Source organism: Flavobacterium tyrosinilyticum (genome assembly GCF_023656565.1).
Lineage (GTDB): Bacteria > Bacteroidota > Bacteroidia > Flavobacteriales > Flavobacteriaceae > Flavobacterium > Flavobacterium tyrosinilyticum.
On sequence record NZ_JAMOKG010000002.1, the window covers coordinates 983560 to 1009287 of the forward strand.

A 25728-nucleotide genomic window follows, 5' to 3' on the forward strand; every position below is an offset into this window, starting at 1 on the left:
TTTCTTAAAATTTAGCATTTACTCCAAGCGAAATTGTTCTTGCCTGCGGATAGATATAACTATACTCTCGAACTCCGTTCATTCCTTTCGGACTTTTTTCTTTGTACCAATACGCCACATTTGTAGCATCGGCAAAAACAGAAAGAGCATCCAGAAAAGTGTTTTTTAGCGGTACATTATAACTTAAATTAACATTACTGATTCTGATGTAAGTAGCATCATAAACATACTTGCTTAAGTTGTTTAGAATTGGCGAAAGTGTTACCGCTGATTGTGAAACGTTGTCGCCTGGATTTCTCCAATAATCGTATGCATTTACAGAAAGATTTCGGTTTGATGTTACATTATATTGATCTATAAGCACGCTTGACGCCAATAAGTCTCCACCAATTTGATAATCTCCTCTAACAGACAGCGTAAGGTTGTTGTAGAAAGTAAAAGTGTTGTAAAAACCTCCGTAAGCATCTGCTTGCTTGTCTCCAATTGGCTCCCAATCGGCAACAGTATGGAGTTCATTATAGGTTTTTGCATCGTAAACTTGACCATTTTTTTGAACAAGATCTCTTCCTGTTGCAGGATCTACACCAACCCATTTTATTCCCCATAATGTTGTAGTGCTGTAGCCTATTTTTTGTGCCAATGCAATATTCGCTTCAGAATAATCGCTTCCTAGACCTTTTAAGTCGGTTACTTTGCTGTCTATTGTAGAAATATTGAATGCTGTTGTCCATTTAAAAGCATCGCTTTTTATCCATTTAATTCTTGTAGTAAGCTCAAAACCTTTATTGTACATACTGGCAGCATTTAATTGTACTGAACTATAGCCATTTTCTGTCGGGATATCGCGAGCAGTAATTAAATTGCTTTTGTTGTCATAATAGTATTCTAATGTCAATTCGATTCTTTTGAAAATATTAAAATCAAATCCTGCATTGAATTTTGTGTTTTTTTCCCAGCTTAACCTTCCATTTGGAGCAGAACCTGTAGTTGCTCCAATAGAACCATTGTATCCGTTTTGGCTGATATTATACAAACCTTTTGATCGGTACGAACCAATTTTAGAATTTCCTGTTGTACCATAACTCGCTTTCAATTTCAAGAAATCAATCCAAGAATTAGAGCTTAAAAAGTTTTCATTGCTAATAATCCAACCAGCACCTAAACCTCCATTATGAGCCACATCGGTATCGTCTCCAAAAACAGAACTCTGATCACGACGGTAATTTGCCAACAAGAAATAGCGTTTTTTATAGTTATAATTTACCTGTGAGAATAAAGAAACTCTAGAATTGTAACTGATTTCATTTTTGTAGGTCTGACCATCTTTAGATTCATCTTGAGGCGTATTCGGATTGTCATCTCTTATGGCATCTGTAACAGCATTAATACGGTTTGGGTCTAAAAATCCAACACCAGATTGGTAGTTGAAATTTGTTTTGTCTTCAGCCAATTCAAAACCAACAACACCATCAATTTCATTGTTTTCATTCAGTTGTTTATTGAATAAAGCTTGTCCTTGCCAGTTCCATTTAGTCGAATTTCTTTCGTTTAAAAGACGACGACCCCAAGCGGCATACGTAGTTCCGTCCAAAATAAAAGTTCCATTAAACTGGCCGCTTTCATTTGCTGCAGAAAAATAACGATCTTGTTCTTTATCGGTATAATCCATACCGAAAAGAGTAGAAAAACGAATATTTTTATTGAGTTTATAAGATAAATTGATACTTCCTAAAAGACCAAAAGTCTGTGCTTCATTTTTGTTTTGTTCAATTGCCGCCAACGGATTTCCTCTTGTAGCACCACTTAAACCTAAATCGGCATACGATCCGTCTGCGTTGTAAACAGGAAGAGTAGGAAGGTAGGCAAAACTATAAAAAATGTTAGGCGCATCTTTTTGCACAAAACTCGGATTCAGCATTAAATTAATATCCCATTTTCCAGAACTGTAGCCTAGATTAATTCCCGCATTTAATTGCTTAGACTCATTTCCAACCTGAGGTTCGTCAATTTTGGTGTAACTAACGTTGGTTCGGTACGAAAATTTAGAAGTAGAACCCGAAACATTAAAATTATATTTGTTATAAATTCCAGCTCGGTTTAGAATGTTAAACCAGTCAGTATTTACGCCATTATAAGCAACAGGAACATAGCCAGTTGTGGTGTTTTTCATGAACTCATTTCGAAGTTCGGTGTATTGTTCTCCGTTTAAATATTTAATTTGATTAATGGCAGAAGAAACTCCCAACTGATTTGAAAAACCAAATTGCGTTTTACCTTTTTTACCTTTTTTAGTGGTAATTAAAATTACTCCATTTGCTCCGTCGGCACCATAAATACCTACAGCTGCGGCATCTTTTAAAACAGAAATGGTTTCAATATTTTCTGGAGCAATTTTCATTAAAGGATTAGCGATGTTTTCAGAAAAATCGCCGCTTCCGTTAAACAAACTGCTGTCAATGGCATATTCTTCACTCATTACAACACCATCAATAATAATAAGCGGTTGCGAAGAAGTTCCGGTAATTGCGCCACTTAAAGAAGATAATGTACCTTGACCACGAATATTAATTTTTACAGGGCCACCTACACCAGAAGTATTTTCTACCATAACTCCAGCAATTTGTCCCGTGATCATTTTATCAAAACTCTCAGAAGCTTGCTCAACGGCAATATCTTTGGCTTGTAAAGTCGAAATACTTCCAACAATTTCTTCTTTTAGTTTTGTAGTGCCATAAGACGAAGTAATCACAACAGGATTTAGTTCATCTGTAGCTTCTTGAAGATAAAAAACAAAAACTTTTTTGTCGTCTGCTTTTTGAGACTGGGTTTCCATTCCTAAAAAACCGGCTTCAAGAACCAGATTCGAAATCGTATTTCCTTTTAGCTGGTAGACAAACTTTCCGTTAAAATCGGTAATAGCGCCCATTCCAGTTCCTTTTATGCGAATTGAAGCACCAGGAAGCGGTTGTTTGTCTTTTGCACTATAAACTGTTCCGCTAATCATTCTTGAAGTTTCCTGAACCGCTGAATTTGAAGTTTCAGGAACCGAAGGAGTCAATAAAACCTGCTTTTTCTGAATATAAAAGGCAATGTTTTTATCTTTTAATAATTGCGTTAAAACCGTTTCTAGAGAAGCATTATTAACATCTATATCGGCTAACTGATCGGTATCTATTTTTTTTGCATTATAAATGATTCTAAAATCACTTTGCTCTTCAATAGATTTGATAATTAGGCTTATAGGTTTGTTTTTTACATGTAATGTTATGAGTTTATTCTGAGAAAATCCTTTAAATCCAGATATGAGAATGGCTAAGAAAAACAGAATTTTTCTTAAAACGGGTTGTATCGTAAATGTCATGTTTTTTTATTTATCGCGGATTGGTGATTGTAATGGTTTTTTGTTGAATAGAATAATTAAATGGCGTGTCACGTTTTAGCAGTTCTAAAATGTTCTCGACACTAGATTCGCTAATTTTAATCGTACCGGTAAAATTCTGTCTGGCCAAATCAGAATTTTCGTTGATGATTTCAACATCATAAGTACGCTGAATAATTTTAGCGATTGTAGAAAATGGGGTGTCTTTAAAAGCAAGTTCGCCTTTTGTCCAGGCAGCATAAAAGGTTGGATCTACTTCTTTTAAGACCAGTTTTTTTGAATTATTTTGCCATGTAGCCATTTGGTTGGGCTCTAGCAAAATAGCATTAGAAGGATTAAGGGCTTCAGACATTTTAATACTTCCTTCAATTAATGTACTATTAACTGTAGGGTTTTCGGGATAAGCGCTCACATTAAATGTTGTCCCGAGAACTTCAATATCTGCTTGATTAGCATGAACAATAAACGGATGCATTTTGTCTTTGGCAACTTCAAAAAATGCTTCACCAGTTAAGTACACATTTCTGTTTCCGTTTAAGCCAAATTGCTCCGGATAGCGCAAAGTGGTTCCAGAATTTAAACTCACAACAGTACCATCTGAAAGTTTAAGTTTGAAACGTTTTCCATACGGAATAGAAAGCGTATTATAAATCACTTTGTGATCCTGAACTTTGCCAAAGTAAATAATCTCCGTCGGAAATTTTTTGGCAACCAAATCGCCTTTGTCATTTAAAAGAGTGGTCTGAGTTTTTCCAGAGAAATACTCCAGACGGCCGTCGCCCAATTCTAGAACAATTTCTTTTGGAGTTTCAGATTTACTTTTAAACAAATAAATAGTAGTTCCTAAACCCAAAAACAATATAAAAACAGCAGCATATTGCAAATACTGTCTGATTTTGTTTTTTGATTTCATCTGAATTACCGGAACAGTTTCAATAGATAAGTCTGAAGAAAGTGTGGTTAATGCCCAAATTTTCTTAGCCTTTATAAATTGTTTTTTGTTTTCTTCCGATGCTTCGATCCAATCAAAAAGTGCCTGAACTTCTTGTTCTGAAGCTTCATTAGAAAGGTATTTATTTATTATTTCCGATGTCATATATGCTTTTTAAAACTTCTCGCCATTATAAGTACACCTCAGAATTAAAATACCCTACCCTTTATTCTTAATTATTATAAATAAGGATAAAAATTAAGAACAAATAATCAGATAATTTAGTCTTTAAAATCTTCAAAGCCTTTGTCATATGGGCTTCTACGGCTTTTAAGGAAACTCCTAGCTCTTCGGCGATTTCTGCATTTTTTTTATTTTCAAAGCGTTTTTTGATAAAAACTTCTCTGGTTTTTGGAGGCAGATCGCTGATAGATTCCTGAATTATACGTTCTAATTCGGTTAATTCTAAAGTGTCAAACTGAATCGAATTTAAAACTTCAATATCCAATTCTCTTTCTTTGTGGTTTAAGAGGTCATTTTTGAATTTATCCTTCACTTTATTATGACGGATTAAATTCAAACATTTTGATTTAGCATAAGTAAATAAGAAAGCTTGGATTCCGTTTATTGATTCTATGTCTTCTCTACTTTGCCACAGGTGTAGTAAGGATTCCTGAGCAAGATTTTCAGCTTCGTCTTGATCGTAAATAAATTGAACGCTGAAAGATTGGATTCTCCTAAAATATTTATCGTAAAAAAACTTGAATGCAGTTTCGTCGCCTTCCTTAAAGGAATGGAAAAGATTTAATTCTAAACTGGCATTATTATTCATTAAACGAAATTTACTTTGGGTGAAGCAATATTAAAAGAAATTTTAAAAACTACTCAATTTTGCTCAGAAAGCGGCAAATATAAAAGTTTATTTATATTAATTCTAAATAAAATTCAAATAAACTACTTTCATGAAAAAATTATTCAGAATAGGTTTAGTATTGCTGTTTTTTTAAACGCAAAGTATTACTTTTTTAACCGCAAAGCACGCAAAGTTTTTTGTTTAGGATTCTTAAAAAAACGCAAAGTTCGCAAAGCTTTGTCTAAAAACTTTGCGAACCTTGCGTAAACCATTGCGAACTTTGCGGTTAAATAATTTTACGGCTAAATAATTTTGTGGTTAATTAAGTATCAAATCTATATTTTGAGACAACCTTTCGGCTAATTCGGGTGTAGTATTGTTATTTAAAACCCACGGAACCAGTTTTCCCTTGTTTATGATTTCATTTTTAGAATAAACTAAACTGAAATATTCCTGTAATTCATTGTAATCAACGGGTATTGGACCATGTTTTTTATTTTCGGGAATTTCTTCAAAATAATATCTGGACTGCACTAAGGAAGGATATTTTTCTAATAAAAAATTATTCAAGGTATAAGAAGGGCCGGCTTTATACAAATCCTCTTTTAGTATTCCGGTAATTTTTATATTGCCTATGTTTTGTTTTAAATCTTTGTAAGCTTCTTTGGTAGTAGAGAAATCAGATTGAAGCAGCTTGTCTTTTTGCGATAACTGCCTAACAACCGAAAGTCTCACATAATCGCCGTTTATTTCAATTACCCTAAAAATAAAGTATTTGTGTTCCATGCTTTGACTCCCGTTAGAGCCGCTTTGTTTGCTAAAGATAAAACTTCCCAATTGCAATTTATGCTCAGGACTGTTAATTGCTTTTTTCCATTGATAAGAATCATAAACTAATTTTTTGAAAGCATATAAAATGAATACAAAGACAACGCCGGCTATAAATAATTTTTTCATTAAATGGAAATTTCATTAAAAGTACTACTTTTTAACCGCAAAGTATTGCTTTTTTAACCGCAAAGCACGCAAAGTTTTTTTGTTTAGGAAACGCAAAGTCCGCAAAGCTTTGTCTAAAAACTTTGCGGACTTTGCGTAACTCTTCGCGCTCTTTGCGGTTAAAAAAGGCAAATATCTAAAAAACTTTGCGAACTTTGCGTAAACCTTCGCGAACTTTGCGGTTAAATAACTTCGAGGTTAAATAATAACTTTACGTTTAAAATTTCTCCATCCAAAACCAATCAAAAGTAAATTGAAAAGCAATAAAGGTAAAATCGTTTTCATAAAACTTGTTTCAGAGTTGTCTTTAAACGTTTCTACTTTAAAATCTTCCCATTTTTGTTGATTTACAGGTGCATTTTCGAATATTTTTGGATAAAAATGCAGACGTAGTTTTTCATGGAATTTAGTTGTTTCTTTTAAAAACAAAAGTTGATTGCGTAAATCTGATTTTGCGATTTCGTTTAACTGAATCTGTGTATGAAGCGTTGGAATAAACAAGGCAATTAATTCGCTGGCATTATTTCGCTGTTCTAATTTCGATTCTAATTCTTTGGACTGAATTGCCGATTCGTCGTCGCCCATTTGCTGCATCGCGTAATACCAAAGCCAGCTGAACTCTGTGTCAGGAAGTGCATATTTTTTAAACTGCGGATAATGTTTATAGAATTTATCTACCGTTTCCTGTTTGTCCATATCCCACTTTTCGTGATAGGCATTTCGTTGGGTAAGGGTCAATTCTAAAGCTTCGGGAACTTTATATTTGTTGATAATATAAGTATTGATTGCGGCCGGAAGAATGATTATGAGAAACAGCCAGATGGTTAACAGAATAACCGCATTGAAATTAGAATTTTTCTGCAGTGATACAATGAAAAAACAAACCGCAAACCAAAATAAAATGTACAAAATAGAAAGTCCGTAAAACACAAAGAAGGATTGATCAAGCGGAATCTGTAAAAAGACAGCCGCCGCCAAAAGAATCAAAGTTAAAAGCGCCGTTAAACTTAAAATTCTAACATAGAATAGTTTCAGGATATAAAAAAAGGTATTCGGACTTTGTACAGCAACGATCTTCCAGGTTCCTGATTCTTTTTCTTCAGAAATAATATTGTACGAAAAAGCAATAATCAAAAGTGGAAACAGGTACAAAAGAACAAAACTAAAATCAATATTTCCAGACAGTAAGTTACTCGGATTATTGAGTTCCGAATCGTATTTCTGGCCTTCTAAACCACGAATGGTAACATTTTGAATAGACGGATTAACATCTCGCTGCCCAATGGCTAAACTGTTAATTGGCAAGGTATTGTTGACCAATGAAAACTTGATGTAGTAGAGCAGGAGACCTATTTCATCTTTATGGAAAGCGGCATTTCTGGCAATATGTTCTTTTTGATAGACGGCCGCTTCAGTGATATTATTTTGTTGTTTTTCCTGAAATTGATGGCCTATTAAAAGGCTAATAAAACCAATGATTAATAAAAAAAGTAATCCAATTTTGGTACCTTTTGATCGTATGAAATTTTTAAATAAGAGTACTAGCATATTAGATGGCTTTTAGATTTTTAGCAGCAATTCTGATCAAAACAAATAATAGAATTACCCATAAAAGAATAGATACAATAGAAACGATTTCGGTTTTTAAAATTTTGCTAATGCTTTTAGGCTCGTAATGGAATTCTTCAAGATCTGCCCAGTGTTCTTTGCCAATTATTAGCGGTTTATCATTTGGGCCAGGTTTTTTATTGCTGATGTATTTAACTTGCAACGCATTCATTTTCTGCGCCATTATGTAACGGTATTTCTCCGCTTGTTTCTGGAAATCGATATAAGAATCGTAATCCGTATTCGATAATCCCATCGATAAATTTTTCATCGCGATATAAGGATTCAGAAAAGAAACGGCTTTAGAAAAGCTGTTTTGTTGGGCATAAACCTTCAATAAATCTTCTAAATGTCTATTGTAGATATTCGAGCTGATTCGCTCACCTTCGGTCATAATAAACCCAGAATAATTAAAAGGAAGTTTTTGTACCGAATCGACTTTGTAAACTCGTAATAAAGAATCTTTTATTGCCTTATAGTGCAAATCGTTTGGATTGTGGCTGTCACCTTGTTTTAAAATATCTTTTTCGATATTGCTGGTAAACTGAATTTTTGATGGGGCTTCATACAAATAAGCTCCAATAGCTTGTGTTGTTCTTGGCAAGATAATCGTTAAAATCAGCCAGATTCCAATTAAAGAAACTAATGCTTTTTTTGAAGTTTTGCTTGACGCCGATACCAAAACAGCAACAACACAAAAGAACATTAGATAAATAAAATGAAACAGAATAAACAGCAGCATTTTGATCGTCTCATCTGCCGAAATTGAAAAATCCTGAAGCATTAGCCAGATTAAAACCAATATGATAATGGTTGGAATAAAAAGAAGCATAACAACGCTAGCAACACCAAGGATTTTGCCCCATAAAAGCTGTTTCCAATTAATTCCTTGGCTCAAAAGTATTTTTAGAGTTCCGTTTTCTCTTTCGTAAGCAACAGCATTAAATCCGATAAAAAAGATTAATAAAGGCAGTAAAACTTGCAAAACCATCGCAATGCTGATCTCGCCAAAACGAAGCATGCTGTTGGAAAAGCCTGCCTCAGAGAAATTAGCCGTATTTTGTTTATGCGCTTCTAAGAAAATCGCATTTCCAAAAAAAGGTTCCATTCCAAATTCAAAAACGCTTAAAGAGGTACTTTTTCTAAAGGCAAAATTGCCATAATGCGCCATTCTATGCGGATTTTTGTCTGGATTTTTCAACCAGTCTTCGCGCGATTCATGCTGATATTTTTCACTGGTTTCGTTTTGGCTTTTGTAATTGTCCCAACCCGAAAAAGCGGCAAATAAAAGTAATGCGCCAATAAAAAATGTAATGATATAAAGTGCCGGATTTTTAAAAACAGAATTTTTAAAATGCCTGGCTATAAGGAGTTCTGTATGTAATAATTTCATATTAATTAAAATTTATCTGTTGAGTGAATGGTTTAAACACATAGAAACATAGATTTTTTTTCTAAAAGAAAGTAATGGAAAGAAACTAGTTTCTAACACATAGCTATGTGATTTATTCTAGTGAAACGCCTTTTTAAAAACAAGCCAAAATCTATATTTCTATGTGTTTAAATATTTTCATCTCAATGGAATTAAAATTTATAAGTTACGGTAAGGCTTGCATTTCTAGGACTTCCAGGAAATAAACGCAGATAATTCTGTGCGCCAAGCCAATAGGTTTTGTTTAATAAATTGCCCGCATTTAGAGCAATTTGCACATTGCTTTTGTTGGGTTTGTAGAATAAAGCCACATCAAAAATGGTAAAATCAGGAAGTGTAAAATCTCTTGTAAACCAAGGCACTTTACTGCTTTGATATTGAACTCCAAATCCAATTCCGAGATCTTTTAAAGCAGAATCAGCAGCAAAATTGTAGCGTGTCCATAAATTGGCGCTATTTTTTGGTGTATTTTGCTTTCTTGCACCAATTAGAGCAGGATTGCTGTCTTGAATTATTTCGGCATCGATATAACTGTAGGAAGCATTAATTTGCCAGTCTGGTGTAATATAACCTGCTAAATCACATTCAAAACCACGGCTTCGTTCAGCACCTCGCGTTACCAATAAATCCGGATTTGCCGGATCATTTGCGTTCATTAAAATATTACGCTGATTGATTTCGTAAACAGCAGCATTAAAAGTCATGGTGTTGTTTAAAAAAGTGGTTTTTACCCCAACTTCTTTCAAATCACTTTCTAGAGGATCAAATAGACTTCCGCCTGGCAAAGAACCCGTTTGAGGCATTAGCGTCACGGTATTTGATTGTGGCTGATAGCCTTCTAGATAAGTAGTATAAACATTTATTGCACTATTTACAGCATAAGTGATTCCGATTCTAGGCAATAAAGCTGTTTTTTTAACAATCAGTTCGTTGCTAGTTTTATAGTTCGTAATGTCTTCAAACCATTCGTTTCGCAAACCCAATAAAAAAGTAAACTTTTCCCATTGAATCTGATCTTGGATGTAAATCGCATTTGTAGTTGTTAATGCCGATGGCAGGGCCGTTCTTACATTCAAAGTATAATCGTCAGGACTTGTAATTCTGTAAATCGGATTATTCAAATTAAAATAATCAACATTGGGTTTGGGCAAAACAATGCCATCAATCGTAACAGTTTGGTAATTCGAAGCATTTGCAAAAACAAAAGTGCTGGCAACAGTTCCATCTTTCAATAAATAGCCTCTACCTGCGTTTTGTCCGCCACCTTTGTTTTTATTCCAACTACTTAAATCGTAACCTGTTAGTAACTTATGATTTAGTTTACCTGTTTTAAAATCGAAATTAAAATAAGCGCTTAAGTTGTCGACATCCCAGTTTTGCTGACGCTGTACAAATTGCATCATGGCTAGATTGGTAACAGGCTGATTATTCATGTCTACAGCAAAAGCATTTGTAGTTCTGTGTTCCTGCAGATCTTCTTTCCAGGTTTGCTTCATGTAGGAGGCATTAAAACCAATTTTAGAATTGAATTTATGGGCAAAATTGGTCATCAAAATCATTTCTTTCGACTTGAAAAAATCACCTGGCGCACCAAGATTTAAACTTATCGGTGTTTTGTTCAGACTTGTTTTTCCCGCAACAGCACCAAAAATAGGCTGTCCGCGATCCAAAACTCCTGTCATATCGCTCAGAATTAGTTCTGTATTAATTGCCGTTTTTTCATTTGGGATATAACTGAAAGAAGGCGAGATTAAAAACGATTTATTATTGACTAAATCGCGAAATGATTTTGCCTGCTGATAAGCGCCGTTTACACGATATAAAAGTGTTTTAGATTCGTTTAACGGTCCAGTAAAATCAAGCGTTCCGCGCAAAGTGCTAAAACTTCCTACGCTCATGCTAACTTCTTTTCGGTCAATTGCCAAAGGCTTTTTGGTAACCATATTAATGCTTCCCCCTGGATCAACAGAAGAAAATGTAGCGCTCGACGGACCTTTAATGACTTCAATACGCTCAATATTGCTTGTTAAAGGCTGCAGAAAATAATACTGACGCGTTCGCATTCCGTTGATTATCTGTCCTTCTTCATTTTGACTAATACCACGAATCGTGTATTGGTTGTAATAACTAGCCGGAATTACGCCACTAGACATTTTTACGGCATCAGCCAGATAAAAAGCGCCTTTGTCGGCAATTAATTCTTTGGTTATAGTCGAAATAGATTGCGGAATATCTTTGTTTAAAGCTGCAGTTTTAGTGGCAGCAAAAGAATAGTCGCTGTTGTATTTTTTGGTCGAACGCCCCACAATTTCAACAGTCTGCAATTCGTTTCGTTTGGTTTCCATTTCCAGAGAATCTTTTGCAATACTGTCTTTAACTTTGTTATTGTTATTTTGAGCCTGGATGAAATGTGTACCGCCGATTAAAATTAAAAAAGAGAATATATTTTTCATCTTAAACCGTCTGTAAATACAAATCTTCCAACTCATTTGCAGAAATTTTATCCGCTTCAATAACAGTAACAAGATTTCCCTGCCTCATTATCCCGATGTGCGAAGCCACTTCTCTCGCTCTGAAGATGTCGTGAGTTGCCATTAAAATTGCCGTTCCGTCTGCTGAAAGCTCTTTTAGAATCTGAGAAAATTCATTAGAAGCTTTAGGATCTAAGCCGCTTGTAGGCTCATCTAACAAAAGCACTTTCGCTTTTTTTGCAATCGCAATTGCAATTCCTACTTTTTGGCGCATTCCTTTAGAATAACCGCCTAAATTTTGATTATGTGCTTTGGCTTGAAGTCCTGATTTGTCTAGAAAATAAGTTAATTCGCCGTCAGAATAGTTAAACCCTGCTAATGACGAAAAGAATTTAAGATTCTCTAAACCAGTAAGATTTGGATAAAGCATTACGGTTTCTGGAATATAAGCCACATGTTTTTTAGTTTCCTGATTGTTTGCTGTAACCGATATATTGTTGATTTCTAATTCTCCCGATGTTGGCTCGATAAAACCTAAAAATAAATTGATTGTTGTCGTTTTTCCTGCACCATTTTGTCCTAAAAGAGCAAAGATTTCGCCTTCTTTTATGGTTAAGTTTAAGGCATTTAAAGCCGTATGATCGCCGTATTTTTTAGTTAGGTTTGTTGCTGTAAGCATAAGTTTTGTTTGTTGAAAAAAAATGATTTTTAAAAATAGATATAGAAATCTCAGGCTTTTAATAAACTTTAAAAGCTTGATAATTAGTTTTTTATTGAATAATTACTGCAATGAATAGAGGCCTTTAACTTGGAGCTAAACAGTTCAAACTAAAAAAGGCAATGTGAATTTCTTTTACTCCATTAGAATAAAAGAGTAAAGCTTTTTGAATTTAAAAAAGTGCAGTAATTAAAAGATTACAGGAGGCGCACGCAAGGCAAAAAGACTGCCCTTGAAAAATGTTGATATTCCCTCAAAATATAAGAATGTATAAGAGGTTTCGGCAACTGTTTTATGAAATGTAAAGGTTTGAAATGCGTTTGGAATAAACGTACTGAAAGCAAAATGACAAATATGGCAATTTGCATCGACCGAATGGCTGTGAGTTATTTCTTTTTGACCAGGGGTGTATTTATGATCGCAATGTTTTTCTGCCGACTGCTTTAAAATATGCTCATAGGAGTGAACCGTCTGAAACAGCATGGCAAACAATACTGCAAAAGACATTAGGAAATTTACGGCTGTAATCTTCTTTTTCATTCCGTGGTATTTCTGCTGGATATTTAAAAGTTTAATTATCAAATAAATAAACGCAACAGCGTTGCAAATATAAATATCTTATTTAGAAATACAGTTAAATAGGCCTTATTTTTGGAACAACCTGCAGATTTGCAAAGTGATTCTTACTTCTATAAATTGCTATACAATAATTGCAGCGTATGAAAATCGGATGAGCCATCAAAATGCTTGTGAAGCACTTCTTGAAAAACAGGTTCTGTGTTTTGAACGCTGGCAAACAAAGTCATGCACGATTGAAGTTTTTCTACATCAAGACCTTCAAAAATATCAGAAACACTTTCTTCTTTTTTGGCAAGTTCTGAAGTAATTTCTACAAGATGTTTTCCTAAAATGGGATGTTCCAGAAAAGCAATTGCTTCATCGGCATTCTTGATTTCGTAAAATTTGGAGTTATCGCTCGAACCCATTCCTTTTATCTGCGGAAAGATAAACCACATCCAAGGCGATTCTTTTTTACCCTTTTTGATTTCGTTTAGAGCTGTTAAATACAACTTGTTTTGAGCATCTAAGAACCGAAGTAATCCATTAGTATTGTAAGACATTCTTTATGATATTAATTTGGGGATATCAGGCCATAAAACTAGGCAAAATATATTAACCTGTATGTGATCAAATCTTTTTTTTAAAGTCATTTTTTAACATTTTAAAGAGAATAATTTAAAAGAGCGCTTCCTTATAAAAATTATGCGTTTAAAATCACTATTAACAGAAAAAATCGTATTAATGGATGTTTTTATTGTTATAAAATGAAGTTTTTGTTGGTAATTCTGTTATGATTTTCCTATTTTTATGAACAAGCGGTTTTAAGAACCGTCTAAAAAAATAAAATTAGGATTGATATTGACCACTTTACAATATCAATATTTTCAACCGGGCACGCTTCGCCCATAAAATAATAAATGCTTATGAAAATAGGATTAATCGGATTTGGGAAAACTGGAAAATCAGTAGCTTCAATACTATTAGAAAATAAAAAATTCAGCCTTGAATGGGTTTTAAGACAAAGCAATGTTTTGGAGCACAGATCAGTTCCCGAGTTTTTTGGAATCCAGTCAGACGAACCCGGCTTAATCTATTCCAGTTCGCATACCTCTGTTGAAGAATTATTAGAAAAACATCCAGTAGATGTCATAATCGATTTTTCTTCTAGTGAAGGAATTTACACTTATGGAGAAACAGCTGCGAGGCACAAAGTGAAAATAATTTCAGCCATTTCTCATTACAAGGAAAAAGAATTGAATTTATTGAAGAAACTGGCAGATAAAACTACCGTATTCTGGTCGCCAAATATCACCTTGGGCGTTAATTACTTATTGTTTGCCGCAAAATTTTTAAAGAAAATTGCACCTTGGGTAGATATTGAAGTAAATGAAGAGCACTTTAAAGCAAAAGAAGGAACGTCTGGAACCGCAGTAAAAATTGCAGAAGCACTAGATGTGGACAAAGAAGACATTAATGTTGTAAGGGCAGGAGGAATCGTTGGAAAACATGAAGTTATTTTTGGTTTTCCTTTTCAAACAGTGCGTTTAATACATGAATCGATTTCGAGAGAAGCTTTCGGAAACGGAGTTATTTTTGTAGCCGAAAATCTAAAAGAAAAAGATAAAGGACTTTACAATTTTGAAGATATCTTGACGCCTTATTTTACGGTGTAATTAAAATACATTTAATCTCGCAAAGACGCAAAGTCGCAAAGTTTTTCTTTTTTTAAGTTTTTTAGGTTTAAAACTTTGCTACTTTGCGTCTTTGCGAGAAATTCACTTATTTACTTCCTAAAAGTCAAAGCCTTCATATATTCTAAATTCATTTTAGCAATCGAAAGCACAGAAATGCCTTGTGGGCATTCGATTTCGCAGGCTCTGGTATCAGAGCAATTTCCGAAACCTTCTTCATCCATTTGTTTTACCATCGAAAGGGCACGTTTAGGAGCTTCTAATTTTCCTTGCGGTAAAAGTGCTAAATGAGTTATTTTGGCACCAACAAACAAAGCTGCGCTGGCATTTTTGCAGGAAGCAACACAGGCTCCGCATCCAATGCAGGCAGCCGCATCAAAAGCAGCTTCGGCGGTTTCGTATGAAACGGGAATGCTATTTGCTTCAGGCGCTTGACCTGTTGAAGCTCCAATAAAACCTCCTGCGGCTATTATCGAATCAAATGCTTTTCGATCAATTTTTAAATCTCTTAAAACAGGAAAAGCTTTCGCGCGAAAAGGCTCAATATAAATAGTATCTCCATCTTTAAAACTTCTCATATGAAGCTGGCAAGTTGTGGTGTTTTTTAGAGGGCCATGAGCTCGTCCGTTTATCATTACGCCACATTGCCCGCAGATTCCCTCGCGACAATCGTGATCAAATTCAATAACACGTTCTCCTTGCTGAATAAGCGATTCATTCAAAAGATCCAGCATTTCTAGAAACGACATGTGTTCAGATACTCCATCAATTTCATAATCTGTCATTTCCCCTTTGGTAGAAGAATTAAACTGCCGCCATATTTTTAGATAAAGTTTCATATATAATTGTGAATTATGAATTGTTAATTATAAATTAGATATCGCGATTTATGAGCTGTTAATTAATAATTTACAATTAACAATTCACCATTATTTATAGCTTCTCACCGCAAGTTCCACCGATTCAAATGTTAAAGGTTCTTTATGCAATTCAGGTTCGTTATTTAGACCTTTCCATTCCCAAGCCGATACATAACAGAATTCAGCGTCATTGCGGACAGCTTCTCCGTCGGCGGTTTGGTATTCTTCTCTGAAATGAGCGCCACAGGATTCTTCGCGCTGTAAGGCATCGTAGCACATTAATTCGGCTAATTCAATGTAATCGGAAATTCTGCCCGCTTTTTCTAATTCGCTGTTTAAAGTATTATCTCCTGTAATTCTAAGATCTTTTTCGAAAGAAGTTTTAAGTTCCCGAATTTCGATAATTGCCTCTTCCAGTTTTTTTCTGCTTCGCGAAAGACCACATTTTTCATACAAAAGACGTCCGATTTTTTTATGAAAATAATCTGCTGAAAGCGTTCCGTTAGTATGTAGAAAACGATCTAACTGTCTTCTTACCGCATTTTCGGCTTCTTCAAAAGCAGGATGCGAAATGTCTGTTTTAGGTAAATTCAATTCACCTGCCAAATAATTCGGAATAGTATATGGCGCAATAAAATAGCCATCGACGCAAGCTTGAAGCAGCGAATTGGCACCGAGTCGGTTTGCGCCATGATCTGCAAAATTAGCTTCGCCTAAAGCAAATAAGCCTGGAATCGTAGTCATAAGTTCATAATCGACCCAAAGTCCGCCCATTGTGAAGTGTGCTGAAGGTGAAATCAGCATGGGTTCTTTATAAGCATTTATGCCCGTAATTTTTTCATACATGGCAAAAAGGTTGCTGTATTTGGCTTCGATTTTATCTTTTCCCTGCGCTTTAATAGCATCCGAGAAATCGAGATAAATAGCATTTTTCATGGGTCCAACGCCATGGCCAGCGTCGATTCTTTCTTTTGCCGCCCGTGACGAAATATCTCTCGGCGCCAGATTTCCAAAAGAAGGATAACGTCGTTCTAGATAATAATCACGTTCTTCTTCAGGAATAGCATTTGCATTTCGAGCATCAACTGCTTTTTTCGGAACCCAGATTCGGCCATCATTTCGCAACGATTCTGACATTAAAGTCAGTTTAGATTGGTTTTCACCATGTTGCGGAAGAGAAGTAGGGTGAAACTGAATCCAGCTAACGCCAGCCATAAAAGCCCCTTTTTTATGCGCTCTCCAAAGCGCAGAACTATTACAGCCCATTGCCAAAGTGGACAGATAATACACTTTTCCGTAACCACCAGAAGCCAGTACGACAGCATCTGCAGCGTGGCGTTCTAGAATTCCTGTTTCAAGATTTCGTGCAATTATTCCTTTGGCTTTGCCATCAATAACCACGAGTTCGAGCATTTCGTGGCGGGTATACAAATCAACTTTTCCTAAAGATGCCTGACGTTCCAAGGCTTGATAAGCGCCTAATAAAAGTTGCTGTCCAGTTTGTCCTCTAGCATAGAAAGTTCTAGAAACTTGAACGCCACCAAAAGATCTATTATTTAAGTAACCCGCATATTCCCTTGCAAAAGGAACGCCTTGCGCAACAGCATGATCGATAAGATGAGCCGAACATTCTGCTAAACGATAAACATTCGCTTCACGAGATCTAAAATCGCCACCTTTTATAGTGTCATAAAACATTCTAAAAGTGCTATCGCCATCATTTTTGTAGTTTTTTGCAGCATTTACTCCGCCTTGAGCGGCAACAGAATGTGCACGTCTAGGAGAATCCTGAAAACAGAAAGACTTTATATTATAGCCTTGTTCGGCAAGAGATGCCGCACACGAAGCGCCCGCAAGACCAGTTCCGACGACTATAATATTTAGCTTTTTTCGGTTTGCGGGATTTACTAGTTTGGCTTTGGACTTGTAAAGATTCCATTTATCAGCAAGAGGACCTTCGGGTATTTTTGACTCCATAATTTTAGTGGTTTAAAATAAAGTGCAACAAAATTTTAAAAAGAAACTAAATTGTAAGGAAGTCCTAATTTACTATAAATTATTGATTTACAGTTTAAGAAAGTAAGTATTTTATATTGTTTTTTATGATTTAGATAGAAATACGATTATTCATTTCGATTTCCGATAATCTCTTTTCGATGCAAAGTTCCCCAGTCTTTTAATGCTATAATCACATTTGTAAGCGATTTGCTGTGTTCTGTTCTCGAATATTCTACAGTTGGCGGGAAAGTATCATAAACCGTTCTTATAACAAGTTTATTGATTTCCAAGTCTTTCAATTCTTTAGAAAGCATTTTATCAGTGATTCCGTTAATGTCTTTTGAAATTTCTTTAAATCGTTTTGGACGATCAGAAAGTGCAATTAAAATAGGAAGTTTCCATCTGCCGCTCAAGACTTCTAATGCATCTCTTACAGGAAGTAATGCTGCCATGCATTCTTGTGGTTTACAGTCTTTTTCTACTATTTCGCTAATGATATCTGTTCTTGTTTCCATATTTTTTTGCTTTACTATCTTCGAGGATAGCGCTATCCTCAAGGATAGTACTATAAAAGAGATAGTAAATGTAAATAAGTTTGTATTGTAAAACAAATGATATACAATTATGAGCCAAAAAATTCTGCAAATACTAACAAGTACTAATGGAGAAAATTCATTTAGTAACCAATTATCTAATGCTGTTATCGAAAAGCTGAAAGCAGTAAATCCAGATAGTACTGTACAAACACTTGATCTTTCTAAAACACCTGTGCCATATTTAACAGGTTCTCATATTAGTGCCGTTTATGCGCCTGCTGAAACACATTCGGAAGAACAAAAATCAGCGCTAAAATATTCAGATGAGGCAATCGAAAATTTATTGGAATCTGATGTAATTGTGATTGGAGTTCCTTTATATAATTTTGGGATTCCAGCTGTTTTAAAAGGCTGGATCGATCAGGTTGCTAGAGCAGGGAAGACTTTCAGTTATGCTGACGGATCGCCAAAAGGATTGGTAAATAATAAAAAAGTATATTTATCAATTGCATCAGGAGCAATATTTTCTGAAGGTCCGTACAAAAGTTATGATTTCTCTGAATCGTATTTACGAACGGTTTTTGCCTTTTTAGGAATGACCGATGTAACGACATTTCGCGTAGAAGGAACTGCAATTCCTGATTTTGCAGAAAATGCGTTGCCCAAAGCGTTGTCTTCGGTGGAGGAATTTGCTTTTTAAGAAATAAGAAGAATTCTTTTTTATTGCCTATAATGAAATCCGACAGGTTTAAAAAAAACTGTCGGGTTTGGTTGATAGATATTAAAAAAAAATCTGCCGAATCTGCTAAATCTGCGAGCAAAAATTACTCCCGCAGATTTATAAAACTAAATTGAAATGTTCTGGAAAAATGGAAAAAAGTTATTTCTCAATTATCATGGTAACCCCTTGACCACCTGCGGCACAGATTGAAATTAATCCTTTTCCTGAGCCTTTTTCGTTCAATAATTTTGCCATTACGCCAATAATTCTACCTCCAGTTGCAGCAAAAGGGTGAGCGGCTGCTAAACTGCTTCCTTTTACATTCAGTTTATTTCGATCTATTGCGCCTAGTGGTTTCTTTAAGCCAATTTCCGCACTCAATTCTGGGCTTTCCCAGATTTTTAAAGTGGCCAAAGTTTGTGCAGCAAAAGCTTCGTGAATTTCATAATAATCAAAATCCTGAAGGTTTAATTCTGCTTTTTCGAGCATTCTTGAAGCAGCAAATAAAGGCGCTAATAAAAGATTCTGCTGATTCTTAACGTATTCAATTGCAGCAATTTCAGCAAAAGTGATGTAGGCTAAAATTGGAAGCCCTTGTTCTTTTGCCCATTCTTCGCTAGCTAATAGGATACAAGAGGCGCCATCTGTTAATGGAGTTGAATTTCCTGCAGTCAGCGTACCATTTACCTTATCAAAAGCGGGTTTTAATTTTGCTAATTTTTCAATTGTACTGTCTCTTCTTAGATTATTGTCTTTTTCTAATCCGTTAAAAGGCGTAATCATATCATCGAAAAAACCTTCGTCATACGCTTTTGCCATGTTTAAATGACTTTTCAACGCAAACTCATCTTGTTCTTCTCTTGATATTTTATAGTATTTCGCTGTGATTTCGGTATGTCCGCCCATAGAAAGTCCAGTTTGAGATTCTTCATTTCTAGGAACTAAAGGAGACAAATCTTTTGGACGAAGCTTTAGAAATGTTTTGATTTTTCCGCCCAAAGATTTTGCTTGTCTAGCTTCTAAAAGAATTTTTCTAAGTTTTTCACTAACCGCAATTGGCATATCGCTGATAGAATCTACGCCACCAGCAATTCCAGAATCAATTTGCCCGAGAGCAATTTTGTTGGCGATGTAAATAGCGCTTTCAATTCCGGTATCACAAGCTTGCTGTAAATCACAAGCAGGAGTTGCAGGATCAAGACTGGTTTGCATAACAGATTCACGAATCAAATTGTTGTCGTAAGTATGTTTAATTACAGCACCTCCAGCAACTTCGCCTAATAATTTTCCTTTTAGATTGTATTTGTCAATAAGACCATTGAGTGCTGCGATCATCATTTCTTTGTTTCCAACATTAGAATAGGCTGTATTGGCTCTCGCAAAAGGGATTCTGTTATAACCGACAATGGCTACTTTTCTTATTGTATTTGATTTCATATCAGGAAGTTATTTGTTTTTGGTCATTGAAATTTCGAAATATAAAGATAGAAATAGATTTTGGTTTCAAACTTAATGTAGATTAATATTATCAGGAAATAACTGAGAAATGGCGATTCTCAAATTTATTCCTACTGATTTAATCTAATTTGTTTTATTTATTTAGAATGAATTAAAATAATTTGGAAAAGTTGAGATTAGCACATACTTTTGTCGCTCAATTTAAAATCAAAACCAAATGAAAATAATTATTAATGCAAAAGTTTATCTTTTCGTGCTGTTTTTGAGCTCATTAAATATAATGGCACAACAGCTTGGAACTGTAAACGGAAAAGTTTCTTTGAGTGGCAATAAACCAGCAGAAAATATAGCTGTAGCGTTAAAAGGAACAAAATATTCTGATATTACAACTGTTTCAGGACATTTTGAAATTAAAAATGTAAAACCGGGAACGTATACTATTGTATTAAATGGAATAGGAATTCAACCTGTTGAGGATAAGATTGTAGTCAATTCAAAACAAACGACGACTAAGAATTTTTCTCTTTCTGAAAGTCAAGAAGATTTGGAAGAAGTTGTTATTAAAAAGAATAAATACAAGCAAAATAACCCTTCATTGTCATTGCGTCTTCAAACTCCTGTTTTAGAAATTCCTCAAAATATACAAATTGTAAGCGGTCAGACTTTAAAAGATCAGCAAATTACGAGTATGAGCGATGGGGTAATTCGTAACGTGAGTGGAGCTGTACGTTTGGAGCACTGGGGAGATTTGTATACTAATATTACTATGAGAGGTTCTCAAATTCAGGCTTTTAGAAACGGATTTAATGTAGTTTCTTCTTTCTGGGGACCTTTAACAGAAGATATGAGTTTTGTAGATCATATTGAGTTTGTAAAAGGACCAGCAGGATTCATGCTTTCAAGCGGAGATCCGAGCGGATTGTACAATGTGGTAACTAAAAAACCAACGGGAGTTACAAAAGGAGAGGTGAGTGTACTTGGCGGAAGCTACGATTTCTATAGAGTAAGCGTTGATTTTGACGGGAAATTAGATAAAAAAGGGAAATTGCTTTATAGATTTAATGGAGCTGCCCAAAACAAAGGATCGCACCGTCCGTTTGAGCGTAATAACCGTTATGTAATTGCTCCTGTAATTTCATATCAGATTGATGATAAAACAAAAATTACGGCCGAATATAATTTCCAGTATGCAAATATGACGGAAGTGGGCTCATATTATGTTTTTGGACCTCAAGCAGGTGGTTATGCAACTTTACCTGTAGGTTTTACTATGACGCAGCCAGGATTGCCTGATACCAATATTCAGGATCATAGCGGATATCTTCAGTTTGAGCACAAGTTTGATGAAAACTGGAAACTTACTGCACAGACTTCTTATTTTAAATATATTCAGCAAGGATATAGTTCATGGCCAGGAGTTGTTGGTCCAGGACCGGCTGACAGAGATTTTGATGGTGTTCCGGAAGGAAATCTTGCTTATGGAGAAATCATTAGAAATGTGGGTATTTGGGATGCAGAAAGTAATATGTACCTAGGACAAATATTTGTGAACGGAAAATTCAATACAGGAAACGTTTCTCATAAAATTTTGGGTGGAGTAGATTTAGGAAGCAAAGATTATATGGCAGATTGGGGACAGTCTCATGATTTGGATACTGTTGATAATCCGTTTAATGTTTATAATCCGAATTACGGAACGCCTTCAAATGGTTTCCCACAGTTTGATCACGATACTCCTTTAAGCCAAAGAGCTGGCGGACTTTACGGTTCAGAATATGCGGCTGGGTATATTCAGGATGAACTTGGTTTTTTGGAAAATAAATTAAGATTGACTCTTGCTGCAAGATACACATGGATTAGTCAGACTAGCAGCTATGAGGCAGAACCAATTGCGGATAGTCATATAACGCCTCGTGCAGGTTTAAGTTATTCCATTACTGACGATTTTGCGGTTTACGGCTTATATGATCAAGCTTTTACACCTCAATCGGGTGTTGTGAGAAGCGGTGATGTAAAACCTCTAACAGGAAATAATGTTGAATTTGGACTTAAAAAGGATTGGTTTGACGGTTCTTGGAATACCAGTTTATCTGTTTACAATATCTTAAAGAAGAATGAGTTAACGGCAGATCCTAATAATCAGCCAAATGAACAGTATAAAATAGTTCTAGGTGAAAAAAGAGCGCGTGGTGTTGAATTTGATTTGAGAGGAAAAATCTTTGATGGCTTAAATCTTATTGCAAATTATGCCTTTACAGAGTCAACTGTAACTAAAATTGATCCAGATGTTTCTGAAGCTAATGGGATTAAGGTGGGGGATATTGTTCCGGGTTACGCTAAACATACCGCAAATGCTTGGTTAAATTACACGTTGCAGCATGGAAAATTAAAAGGTTTTGGTGCTTCTATTGGAGGAACTTTCCTTGACGGACGCCAGACTGATACTTGGAGTGCAGGTCTTCAAAAACTGCCTTCTTACTTTAAATTGGATGGAGGTTTATCTTATGAAACCGGTAAATTTAAAGTTACTGCAAACGTATTCAATATCTTAGATAAATATCTATATAGCGGTTCATACTACAGCTGGTTAAATGCTTATTACTGGCAGACTGAAGCGCCAAGAAATTTTAGAGTTGGTGTTACTTATAAGCTCTAAATTGGTTTGTTATCGTTGAAAAATTGCAAATCACACAAAAGCATCTGACTTAATTGTTGGATGCTTTTTTTTTAAGATGCTAAGGTTCTGAGATTTTAAGATTCTAAGAAGCAAAGTTACAAAGTTACAAAGTTACAAAGGTTGAGAAGTATAATTCTTTTGAATTGCCTCCAGTTTTAACTGGAGGTTATAAATGAAGATTGAAAAAAGGCTTTAGCCAAACTAGTGATGTTTGGCTGAAACCTTTAATATTTGTTCTATATTTTCATCCAGCTAAAGCTGGATACCATTCAAAAATTAGGATTAGGAAAAAATCTTTTTAATCTTAATAATCTGTGGCTTTTTTTTTTATAAAAACTTTGCGTCTTAGCGACTTTGCGAGATTAATTATTATGCCTTACGTATCAAAGGAATCAATTTTGTACCAATCAATTCAATGGCATTCATTAATTGTTTATGTGTCAATCCAGCATTATCCATTTGGAAAGTAAATCGATCTACGCCGCCTAGAGCTTCGCTGTGTTTTAGGATTTTCTCTGCAGCTCTTTCTGGACTTCCAACAATTAAAACACCTAAATCATCGATCAAACCATCAAATTTGCCTTTAGTTACAGGAGGCCAACCTCTTTCATATCCTAATTTTGTCCACAATTCGGCATAACCGGGATAGTATTCTTCAATTGCTTTTTCCGTTGTTGTACCAACATATCCAGGCGAGTGCAAGCCTACTTTTAGCTCTTCTGGTTTATAGCCTGCTGCTTTTCCAGCTTCACGATATAAATCGACTAAAGGTTTAAAACGATGTGTTTGTCCGCCAATTACGGCAACCATTAACGGAAGTCCTAACGAACCAGCTCTTATAAAAGATTCTGGCGTTCCGCCAACACCAAGCCAAATGGGTAGTTTTTCTTGTAAAGCTCTTGGATAAACGGGTAAATTATTTAAAGCAGGACGGAATTTTCCTTCCCAAGAAACAAATTCGTCATCTCTAATTTGAAGAAGCAATTCGAGTTTTTCTTTAAAAAGAGCATCATAATCTCTCAAATCATATCCGAAAAGGGGATAAGCTTCAATGGCAGATCCTCTCCCGACAACAATTTCAGTTCTTCCTTTCGAAATCAAATCTAAAGTTGCAAAACTCTGGTAAACCCTCACTGGATCTGCTGCACTTAAAACAGTCACGGCACTTGCCAGTCGGATATTTTTTGTTCTAGCCGCCGCTGCACTCAAAATAACAGCCGTAGCAGAATCTAAGAACTCTTTTTTATGATGTTCTCCAATTCCGAAAACATCAAGACCAGCCTGATCTGCAAATTCAATTCGCTGCAGAAGCTGTTCCATAGCATCAACACTGCTCAGCGTGTTGTTATCGCCATACATTGCCGATGCAAAACTGTCTATTCCTATTTCCATTTTTAAAATTTTAAATTTTAAATTCCAAATTCCAAATTCCAAATCCCAAACTCCAAATTCCAAACTCCAAATTCCAAACTCTAAATCCCAAACTCCAAAATCTACAATCTAAAATCTAAAATCTACAATTTTTTAATGTGAGAAACCAAATGAAATACTGATAATGATAATCATGAATACAATCAATGTAATCCCAACGTATAGGTAATCTTTTTCTAATAAAAATGAAAATAATGAAAGCAATACGCGTAAAACAGGTGTCATGAACAAGAAAATAATTCCTGTAAATATTAACGATTCTCCGTTTCCTTGAATTGCACCATTGTAAATAGCGGTAATTACTTCAAATATATTTCGGTCATTTTCTTTAAAAACAGAATAATCTTCAATTTGGCTTCCGTTGTGAATTAAATATACAATTCCGCCAATAAAAGCAACCGATAACGAAATCCAAACCCCATAACGAAGCAAGTTTCCTATAATAGTTTGAAAATCTTTTTCTCCAAATTTTTCTTCTTGTACCATATTAGATTTTTCCATTTAGTCCGTTATAAATCATGTTTATTGCCAAAACAAAAATAAGGCAGGCAAAAAATATTCTCAATTTCTTCGGATTCGTTCTTACTAAGATTTTTGCTCCAGCCATTGCTCCAAACAAAACTCCAATTACAACCGGCATGCAAATTCCAGGTTCGATATATCCTTTTTGAATATAGATTACAGAACTCGCCATTGCTGTAACTCCCATCATGAAATTACTGGTTGTTGTAGATACTTTAAACGGAACACGCATAATGTTATCCATCGCGATTACTTTAAAAGCGCCAGAACCAATTCCGAGAAGACCCGACATCATTCCCGCAACTCCCATCATACTAAAACCGCCAATTACATTTTTGGTTCCGTACTTTATGACTTCGCCATCATGAGCAGGATAAGTTCCGTCTAATTTAAGTTTTTTAGCTAGCGGACTAGATTCTAAAACAATGTGTTCTTCTTTTTTTCGAAGCGAATTAATGGCAGAAAAAATAAGCGTTAAACCAAATAAAACCGCAATAAAAGAAGTAGGGGCGATAGTAGAAAGCAATGCTCCGCAAACGGCTCCGATAGTAGTAGCGATTTCGAGAAAAATTCCCATTCGCATGTTGGTAATTCCTTCTTTTACATAAGCGGCTGCAGAACCTGAAGAAGTGGCGATAACGGAGACTAAAGCAGCTCCAATGGCATAATGAATATCGACACCGAGAAGAATAGTAAGAAGCGGAATAATAATGATACCGCCTCCTAAGCCTGATAATGAACCAATAAAGCCTGCTAAAAAGGCACCTAGAATCATAATCAGCGTAAAGGTAAGTATTGTCATTTATGATATGTTTTTGTATTGGCTAATTTACGAATACAAATTTGTTCGAAACAGCTTTATGGCCTTAAATATACCTTAAAAAT

The 25728-nt window shown here is 35.2% G+C and carries 21 protein-coding genes; 4 read left to right on the plus strand and 17 right to left on the minus strand.

The features are described from left to right. Nucleotides 1-4 precede the first annotated feature (4 nt). From NCC77_RS12100 to NCC77_RS12110, 3 genes are all read right to left on the minus strand, one after another. The gene (locus NCC77_RS12100; RefSeq protein ID WP_250835791.1) at nucleotides 5-3361 is read right to left on the minus strand and encodes a SusC/RagA family TonB-linked outer membrane protein; all 3357 of its coding nucleotides are present in this window, start codon (nucleotides 3359-3361) and stop codon (nucleotides 5-7) included. A gap of 10 nt (nucleotides 3362-3371) precedes the next feature. Beyond that, nucleotides 3372-4475, minus strand: a complete 1104-nt coding sequence (locus tag NCC77_RS12105; RefSeq protein WP_250835792.1) for a FecR family protein — start codon at nucleotides 4473-4475, stop codon at nucleotides 3372-3374. Between the two features lie 67 nt (nucleotides 4476-4542). Beyond that, a complete protein-coding gene (locus NCC77_RS12110; protein ID WP_250835793.1) occupies nucleotides 4543-5142 on the minus strand; it encodes an RNA polymerase sigma-70 factor in 600 nt (199 codons plus the stop codon). A gap of 15 nt (nucleotides 5143-5157) precedes the next feature. Here NCC77_RS12110 and NCC77_RS12115 point away from each other — a divergent pair, with 15 nt between their 5' ends. Next, a complete protein-coding gene (locus tag NCC77_RS12115; RefSeq protein ID WP_250835794.1) occupies nucleotides 5158-5430 on the plus strand; it encodes a hypothetical protein in 273 nt (90 codons plus the stop codon). A gap of 51 nt (nucleotides 5431-5481) precedes the next feature. Here the strand turns inward: NCC77_RS12115 and NCC77_RS12120 are convergent, their stop codons facing one another. The 7 genes from NCC77_RS12120 to NCC77_RS12150 all read right to left on the minus strand — a co-directional run bounded on the left by NCC77_RS12120 (nucleotide 5482) and on the right by NCC77_RS12150 (nucleotide 13509). Further along, nucleotides 5482-6120, minus strand: coding sequence for a hypothetical protein (locus NCC77_RS12120; protein WP_250835795.1), 639 nt, complete (start codon nucleotides 6118-6120; stop codon nucleotides 5482-5484). Between the two features lie 237 nt (nucleotides 6121-6357). Beyond that, entirely contained in the window at nucleotides 6358-7707 is a 1350-nt protein-coding gene (locus tag NCC77_RS12125) for a DUF3526 domain-containing protein (protein WP_250835796.1), read from the minus strand. Nucleotide 7708: 1 nt separating this feature from the next. Beyond that, a complete protein-coding gene (locus NCC77_RS12130) occupies nucleotides 7709-9160 on the minus strand; it encodes an ABC transporter permease (RefSeq protein WP_250835797.1) in 1452 nt (483 codons plus the stop codon). A 191-nt stretch (nucleotides 9161-9351) separates the two neighbouring features. Continuing rightward, on the minus strand, nucleotides 9352-11652 hold the full coding sequence (locus NCC77_RS12135) for a TonB-dependent siderophore receptor (protein ID WP_250835798.1): 2301 nt from the start codon (nucleotides 11650-11652) through the stop codon (nucleotides 9352-9354). A 1-nt stretch (nucleotide 11653) separates the two neighbouring features. Then, on the minus strand, nucleotides 11654-12349 hold the full coding sequence (locus tag NCC77_RS12140) for an ABC transporter ATP-binding protein (RefSeq protein ID WP_250835799.1): 696 nt from the start codon (nucleotides 12347-12349) through the stop codon (nucleotides 11654-11656). Between the two features lie 228 nt (nucleotides 12350-12577). Next, nucleotides 12578-12928 (minus strand): hypothetical protein, encoded by a 351-nt coding sequence (locus tag NCC77_RS12145; protein WP_250835800.1) that lies wholly within the window; start codon nucleotides 12926-12928, stop codon nucleotides 12578-12580. 149 nt (nucleotides 12929-13077) lie between these two features. After that, nucleotides 13078-13509 (minus strand): DUF1810 domain-containing protein, encoded by a 432-nt coding sequence (locus NCC77_RS12150; RefSeq protein ID WP_095927574.1) that lies wholly within the window; start codon nucleotides 13507-13509, stop codon nucleotides 13078-13080. Between the two features lie 363 nt (nucleotides 13510-13872). Here NCC77_RS12150 and NCC77_RS12155 point away from each other — a divergent pair, with 363 nt between their 5' ends. Continuing rightward, nucleotides 13873-14622 carry a 4-hydroxy-tetrahydrodipicolinate reductase gene (locus tag NCC77_RS12155; RefSeq protein ID WP_250835801.1) on the plus strand — a complete coding sequence of 250 codons (750 nt, stop codon included), beginning with the start codon at nucleotides 13873-13875 and terminating at the stop codon, nucleotides 14620-14622. Between the two features lie 110 nt (nucleotides 14623-14732). Here the strand turns inward: NCC77_RS12155 and NCC77_RS12160 are convergent, their stop codons facing one another. The 3 genes from NCC77_RS12160 to NCC77_RS12170 all read right to left on the minus strand — a co-directional run bounded on the left by NCC77_RS12160 (nucleotide 14733) and on the right by NCC77_RS12170 (nucleotide 18013). Beyond that, on the minus strand, nucleotides 14733-15479 hold the full coding sequence (locus NCC77_RS12160) for a succinate dehydrogenase/fumarate reductase iron-sulfur subunit (RefSeq protein ID WP_250835802.1): 747 nt from the start codon (nucleotides 15477-15479) through the stop codon (nucleotides 14733-14735). Between the two features lie 90 nt (nucleotides 15480-15569). Further along, nucleotides 15570-17477, minus strand: a complete 1908-nt coding sequence (locus NCC77_RS12165) for a fumarate reductase/succinate dehydrogenase flavoprotein subunit (protein WP_250835803.1) — start codon at nucleotides 17475-17477, stop codon at nucleotides 15570-15572. Nucleotides 17478-17623: 146 nt separating this feature from the next. Then, nucleotides 17624-18013, minus strand: a complete 390-nt coding sequence (locus tag NCC77_RS12170) for a winged helix-turn-helix transcriptional regulator (RefSeq protein WP_250835804.1) — start codon at nucleotides 18011-18013, stop codon at nucleotides 17624-17626. Between the two features lie 109 nt (nucleotides 18014-18122). On the opposite strand from NCC77_RS12170, the gene NCC77_RS12175 reads away from it, so the two are divergent. Further along, the gene (locus NCC77_RS12175) at nucleotides 18123-18734 is read left to right on the plus strand and encodes an FMN-dependent NADH-azoreductase (protein ID WP_250835805.1); all 612 of its coding nucleotides are present in this window, start codon (nucleotides 18123-18125) and stop codon (nucleotides 18732-18734) included. A gap of 180 nt (nucleotides 18735-18914) precedes the next feature. On the opposite strand, the gene NCC77_RS12180 is transcribed toward NCC77_RS12175, so the two are convergent. Beyond that, nucleotides 18915-20192 carry an acetyl-CoA C-acetyltransferase gene (locus tag NCC77_RS12180; RefSeq protein ID WP_250835806.1) on the minus strand — a complete coding sequence of 426 codons (1278 nt, stop codon included), beginning with the start codon at nucleotides 20190-20192 and terminating at the stop codon, nucleotides 18915-18917. A gap of 238 nt (nucleotides 20193-20430) precedes the next feature. Here NCC77_RS12180 and NCC77_RS12185 point away from each other — a divergent pair, with 238 nt between their 5' ends. Next, nucleotides 20431-22869, plus strand: a complete 2439-nt coding sequence (locus NCC77_RS12185) for a TonB-dependent receptor (protein WP_250835807.1) — start codon at nucleotides 20431-20433, stop codon at nucleotides 22867-22869. A gap of 390 nt (nucleotides 22870-23259) precedes the next feature. Here NCC77_RS12185 and NCC77_RS12190 read toward each other — a convergent pair whose 3' ends face one another. The 3 genes from NCC77_RS12190 to NCC77_RS12200 form a co-directional block, all read right to left on the minus strand. Then, nucleotides 23260-24282 (minus strand): LLM class flavin-dependent oxidoreductase, encoded by a 1023-nt coding sequence (locus tag NCC77_RS12190; protein WP_250835808.1) that lies wholly within the window; start codon nucleotides 24280-24282, stop codon nucleotides 23260-23262. 132 nt (nucleotides 24283-24414) lie between these two features. Continuing rightward, a complete protein-coding gene (locus NCC77_RS12195) occupies nucleotides 24415-24822 on the minus strand; it encodes a DUF1634 domain-containing protein (protein WP_250835809.1) in 408 nt (135 codons plus the stop codon). Beyond that, on the minus strand, nucleotides 24809-25645 hold the full coding sequence (locus NCC77_RS12200) for a sulfite exporter TauE/SafE family protein (RefSeq protein WP_095927568.1): 837 nt from the start codon (nucleotides 25643-25645) through the stop codon (nucleotides 24809-24811). The genes NCC77_RS12195 and NCC77_RS12200 overlap by 14 nt, the downstream gene beginning before the upstream one ends. Between the last annotated feature and the right edge of the window lie 83 nt (nucleotides 25646-25728).

Excerpts from the sequence above, each read along its gene's own strand:
- NCC77_RS12100 (WP_250835791.1), bottom strand. The coding sequence starts at position 3,361 with ATGACATTTACGATACAACCCGTTTTAAGAAAAATTCTGTTTTTCTTA.
- NCC77_RS12105 (WP_250835792.1), bottom strand. The coding sequence starts at position 4,475 with ATGACATCGGAAATAATAAATAAATACCTTTCTAATGAAGCTTCAGAA.
- NCC77_RS12110 (WP_250835793.1), bottom strand. The coding sequence starts at position 5,142 with ATGAATAATAATGCCAGTTTAGAATTAAATCTTTTCCATTCCTTTAAG.
- NCC77_RS12120 (WP_250835795.1), bottom strand. The coding sequence starts at position 6,120 with ATGAAAAAATTATTTATAGCCGGCGTTGTCTTTGTATTCATTTTATAT.
- NCC77_RS12125 (WP_250835796.1), bottom strand. The coding sequence starts at position 7,707 with ATGCTAGTACTCTTATTTAAAAATTTCATACGATCAAAAGGTACCAAA.
- NCC77_RS12130 (WP_250835797.1), bottom strand. The coding sequence starts at position 9,160 with ATGAAATTATTACATACAGAACTCCTTATAGCCAGGCATTTTAAAAAT.
- NCC77_RS12135 (WP_250835798.1), bottom strand. The coding sequence starts at position 11,652 with ATGAAAAATATATTCTCTTTTTTAATTTTAATCGGCGGTACACATTTC.
- NCC77_RS12140 (WP_250835799.1), bottom strand. The coding sequence starts at position 12,349 with ATGCTTACAGCAACAAACCTAACTAAAAAATACGGCGATCATACGGCT.
- NCC77_RS12145 (WP_250835800.1), bottom strand. The coding sequence starts at position 12,928 with ATGAAAAAGAAGATTACAGCCGTAAATTTCCTAATGTCTTTTGCAGTA.
- NCC77_RS12150 (WP_095927574.1), bottom strand. The coding sequence starts at position 13,509 with ATGTCTTACAATACTAATGGATTACTTCGGTTCTTAGATGCTCAAAAC.
- NCC77_RS12155 (WP_250835801.1), top strand. The coding sequence starts at position 13,873 with ATGAAAATAGGATTAATCGGATTTGGGAAAACTGGAAAATCAGTAGCT.
- NCC77_RS12160 (WP_250835802.1), bottom strand. The coding sequence starts at position 15,479 with ATGAAACTTTATCTAAAAATATGGCGGCAGTTTAATTCTTCTACCAAA.
- NCC77_RS12165 (WP_250835803.1), bottom strand. The coding sequence starts at position 17,477 with ATGGAGTCAAAAATACCCGAAGGTCCTCTTGCTGATAAATGGAATCTT.
- NCC77_RS12170 (WP_250835804.1), bottom strand. The coding sequence starts at position 18,013 with ATGGAAACAAGAACAGATATCATTAGCGAAATAGTAGAAAAAGACTGT.
- NCC77_RS12175 (WP_250835805.1), top strand. The coding sequence starts at position 18,123 with ATGAGCCAAAAAATTCTGCAAATACTAACAAGTACTAATGGAGAAAAT.
- NCC77_RS12180 (WP_250835806.1), bottom strand. The coding sequence starts at position 20,192 with ATGAAATCAAATACAATAAGAAAAGTAGCCATTGTCGGTTATAACAGA.
- NCC77_RS12185 (WP_250835807.1), top strand. The coding sequence starts at position 20,431 with ATGAAAATAATTATTAATGCAAAAGTTTATCTTTTCGTGCTGTTTTTG.
- NCC77_RS12190 (WP_250835808.1), bottom strand. The coding sequence starts at position 24,282 with ATGGAAATAGGAATAGACAGTTTTGCATCGGCAATGTATGGCGATAAC.
- NCC77_RS12195 (WP_250835809.1), bottom strand. The coding sequence starts at position 24,822 with ATGGAAAAATCTAATATGGTACAAGAAGAAAAATTTGGAGAAAAAGAT.
- NCC77_RS12200 (WP_095927568.1), bottom strand. The coding sequence starts at position 25,645 with ATGACAATACTTACCTTTACGCTGATTATGATTCTAGGTGCCTTTTTA.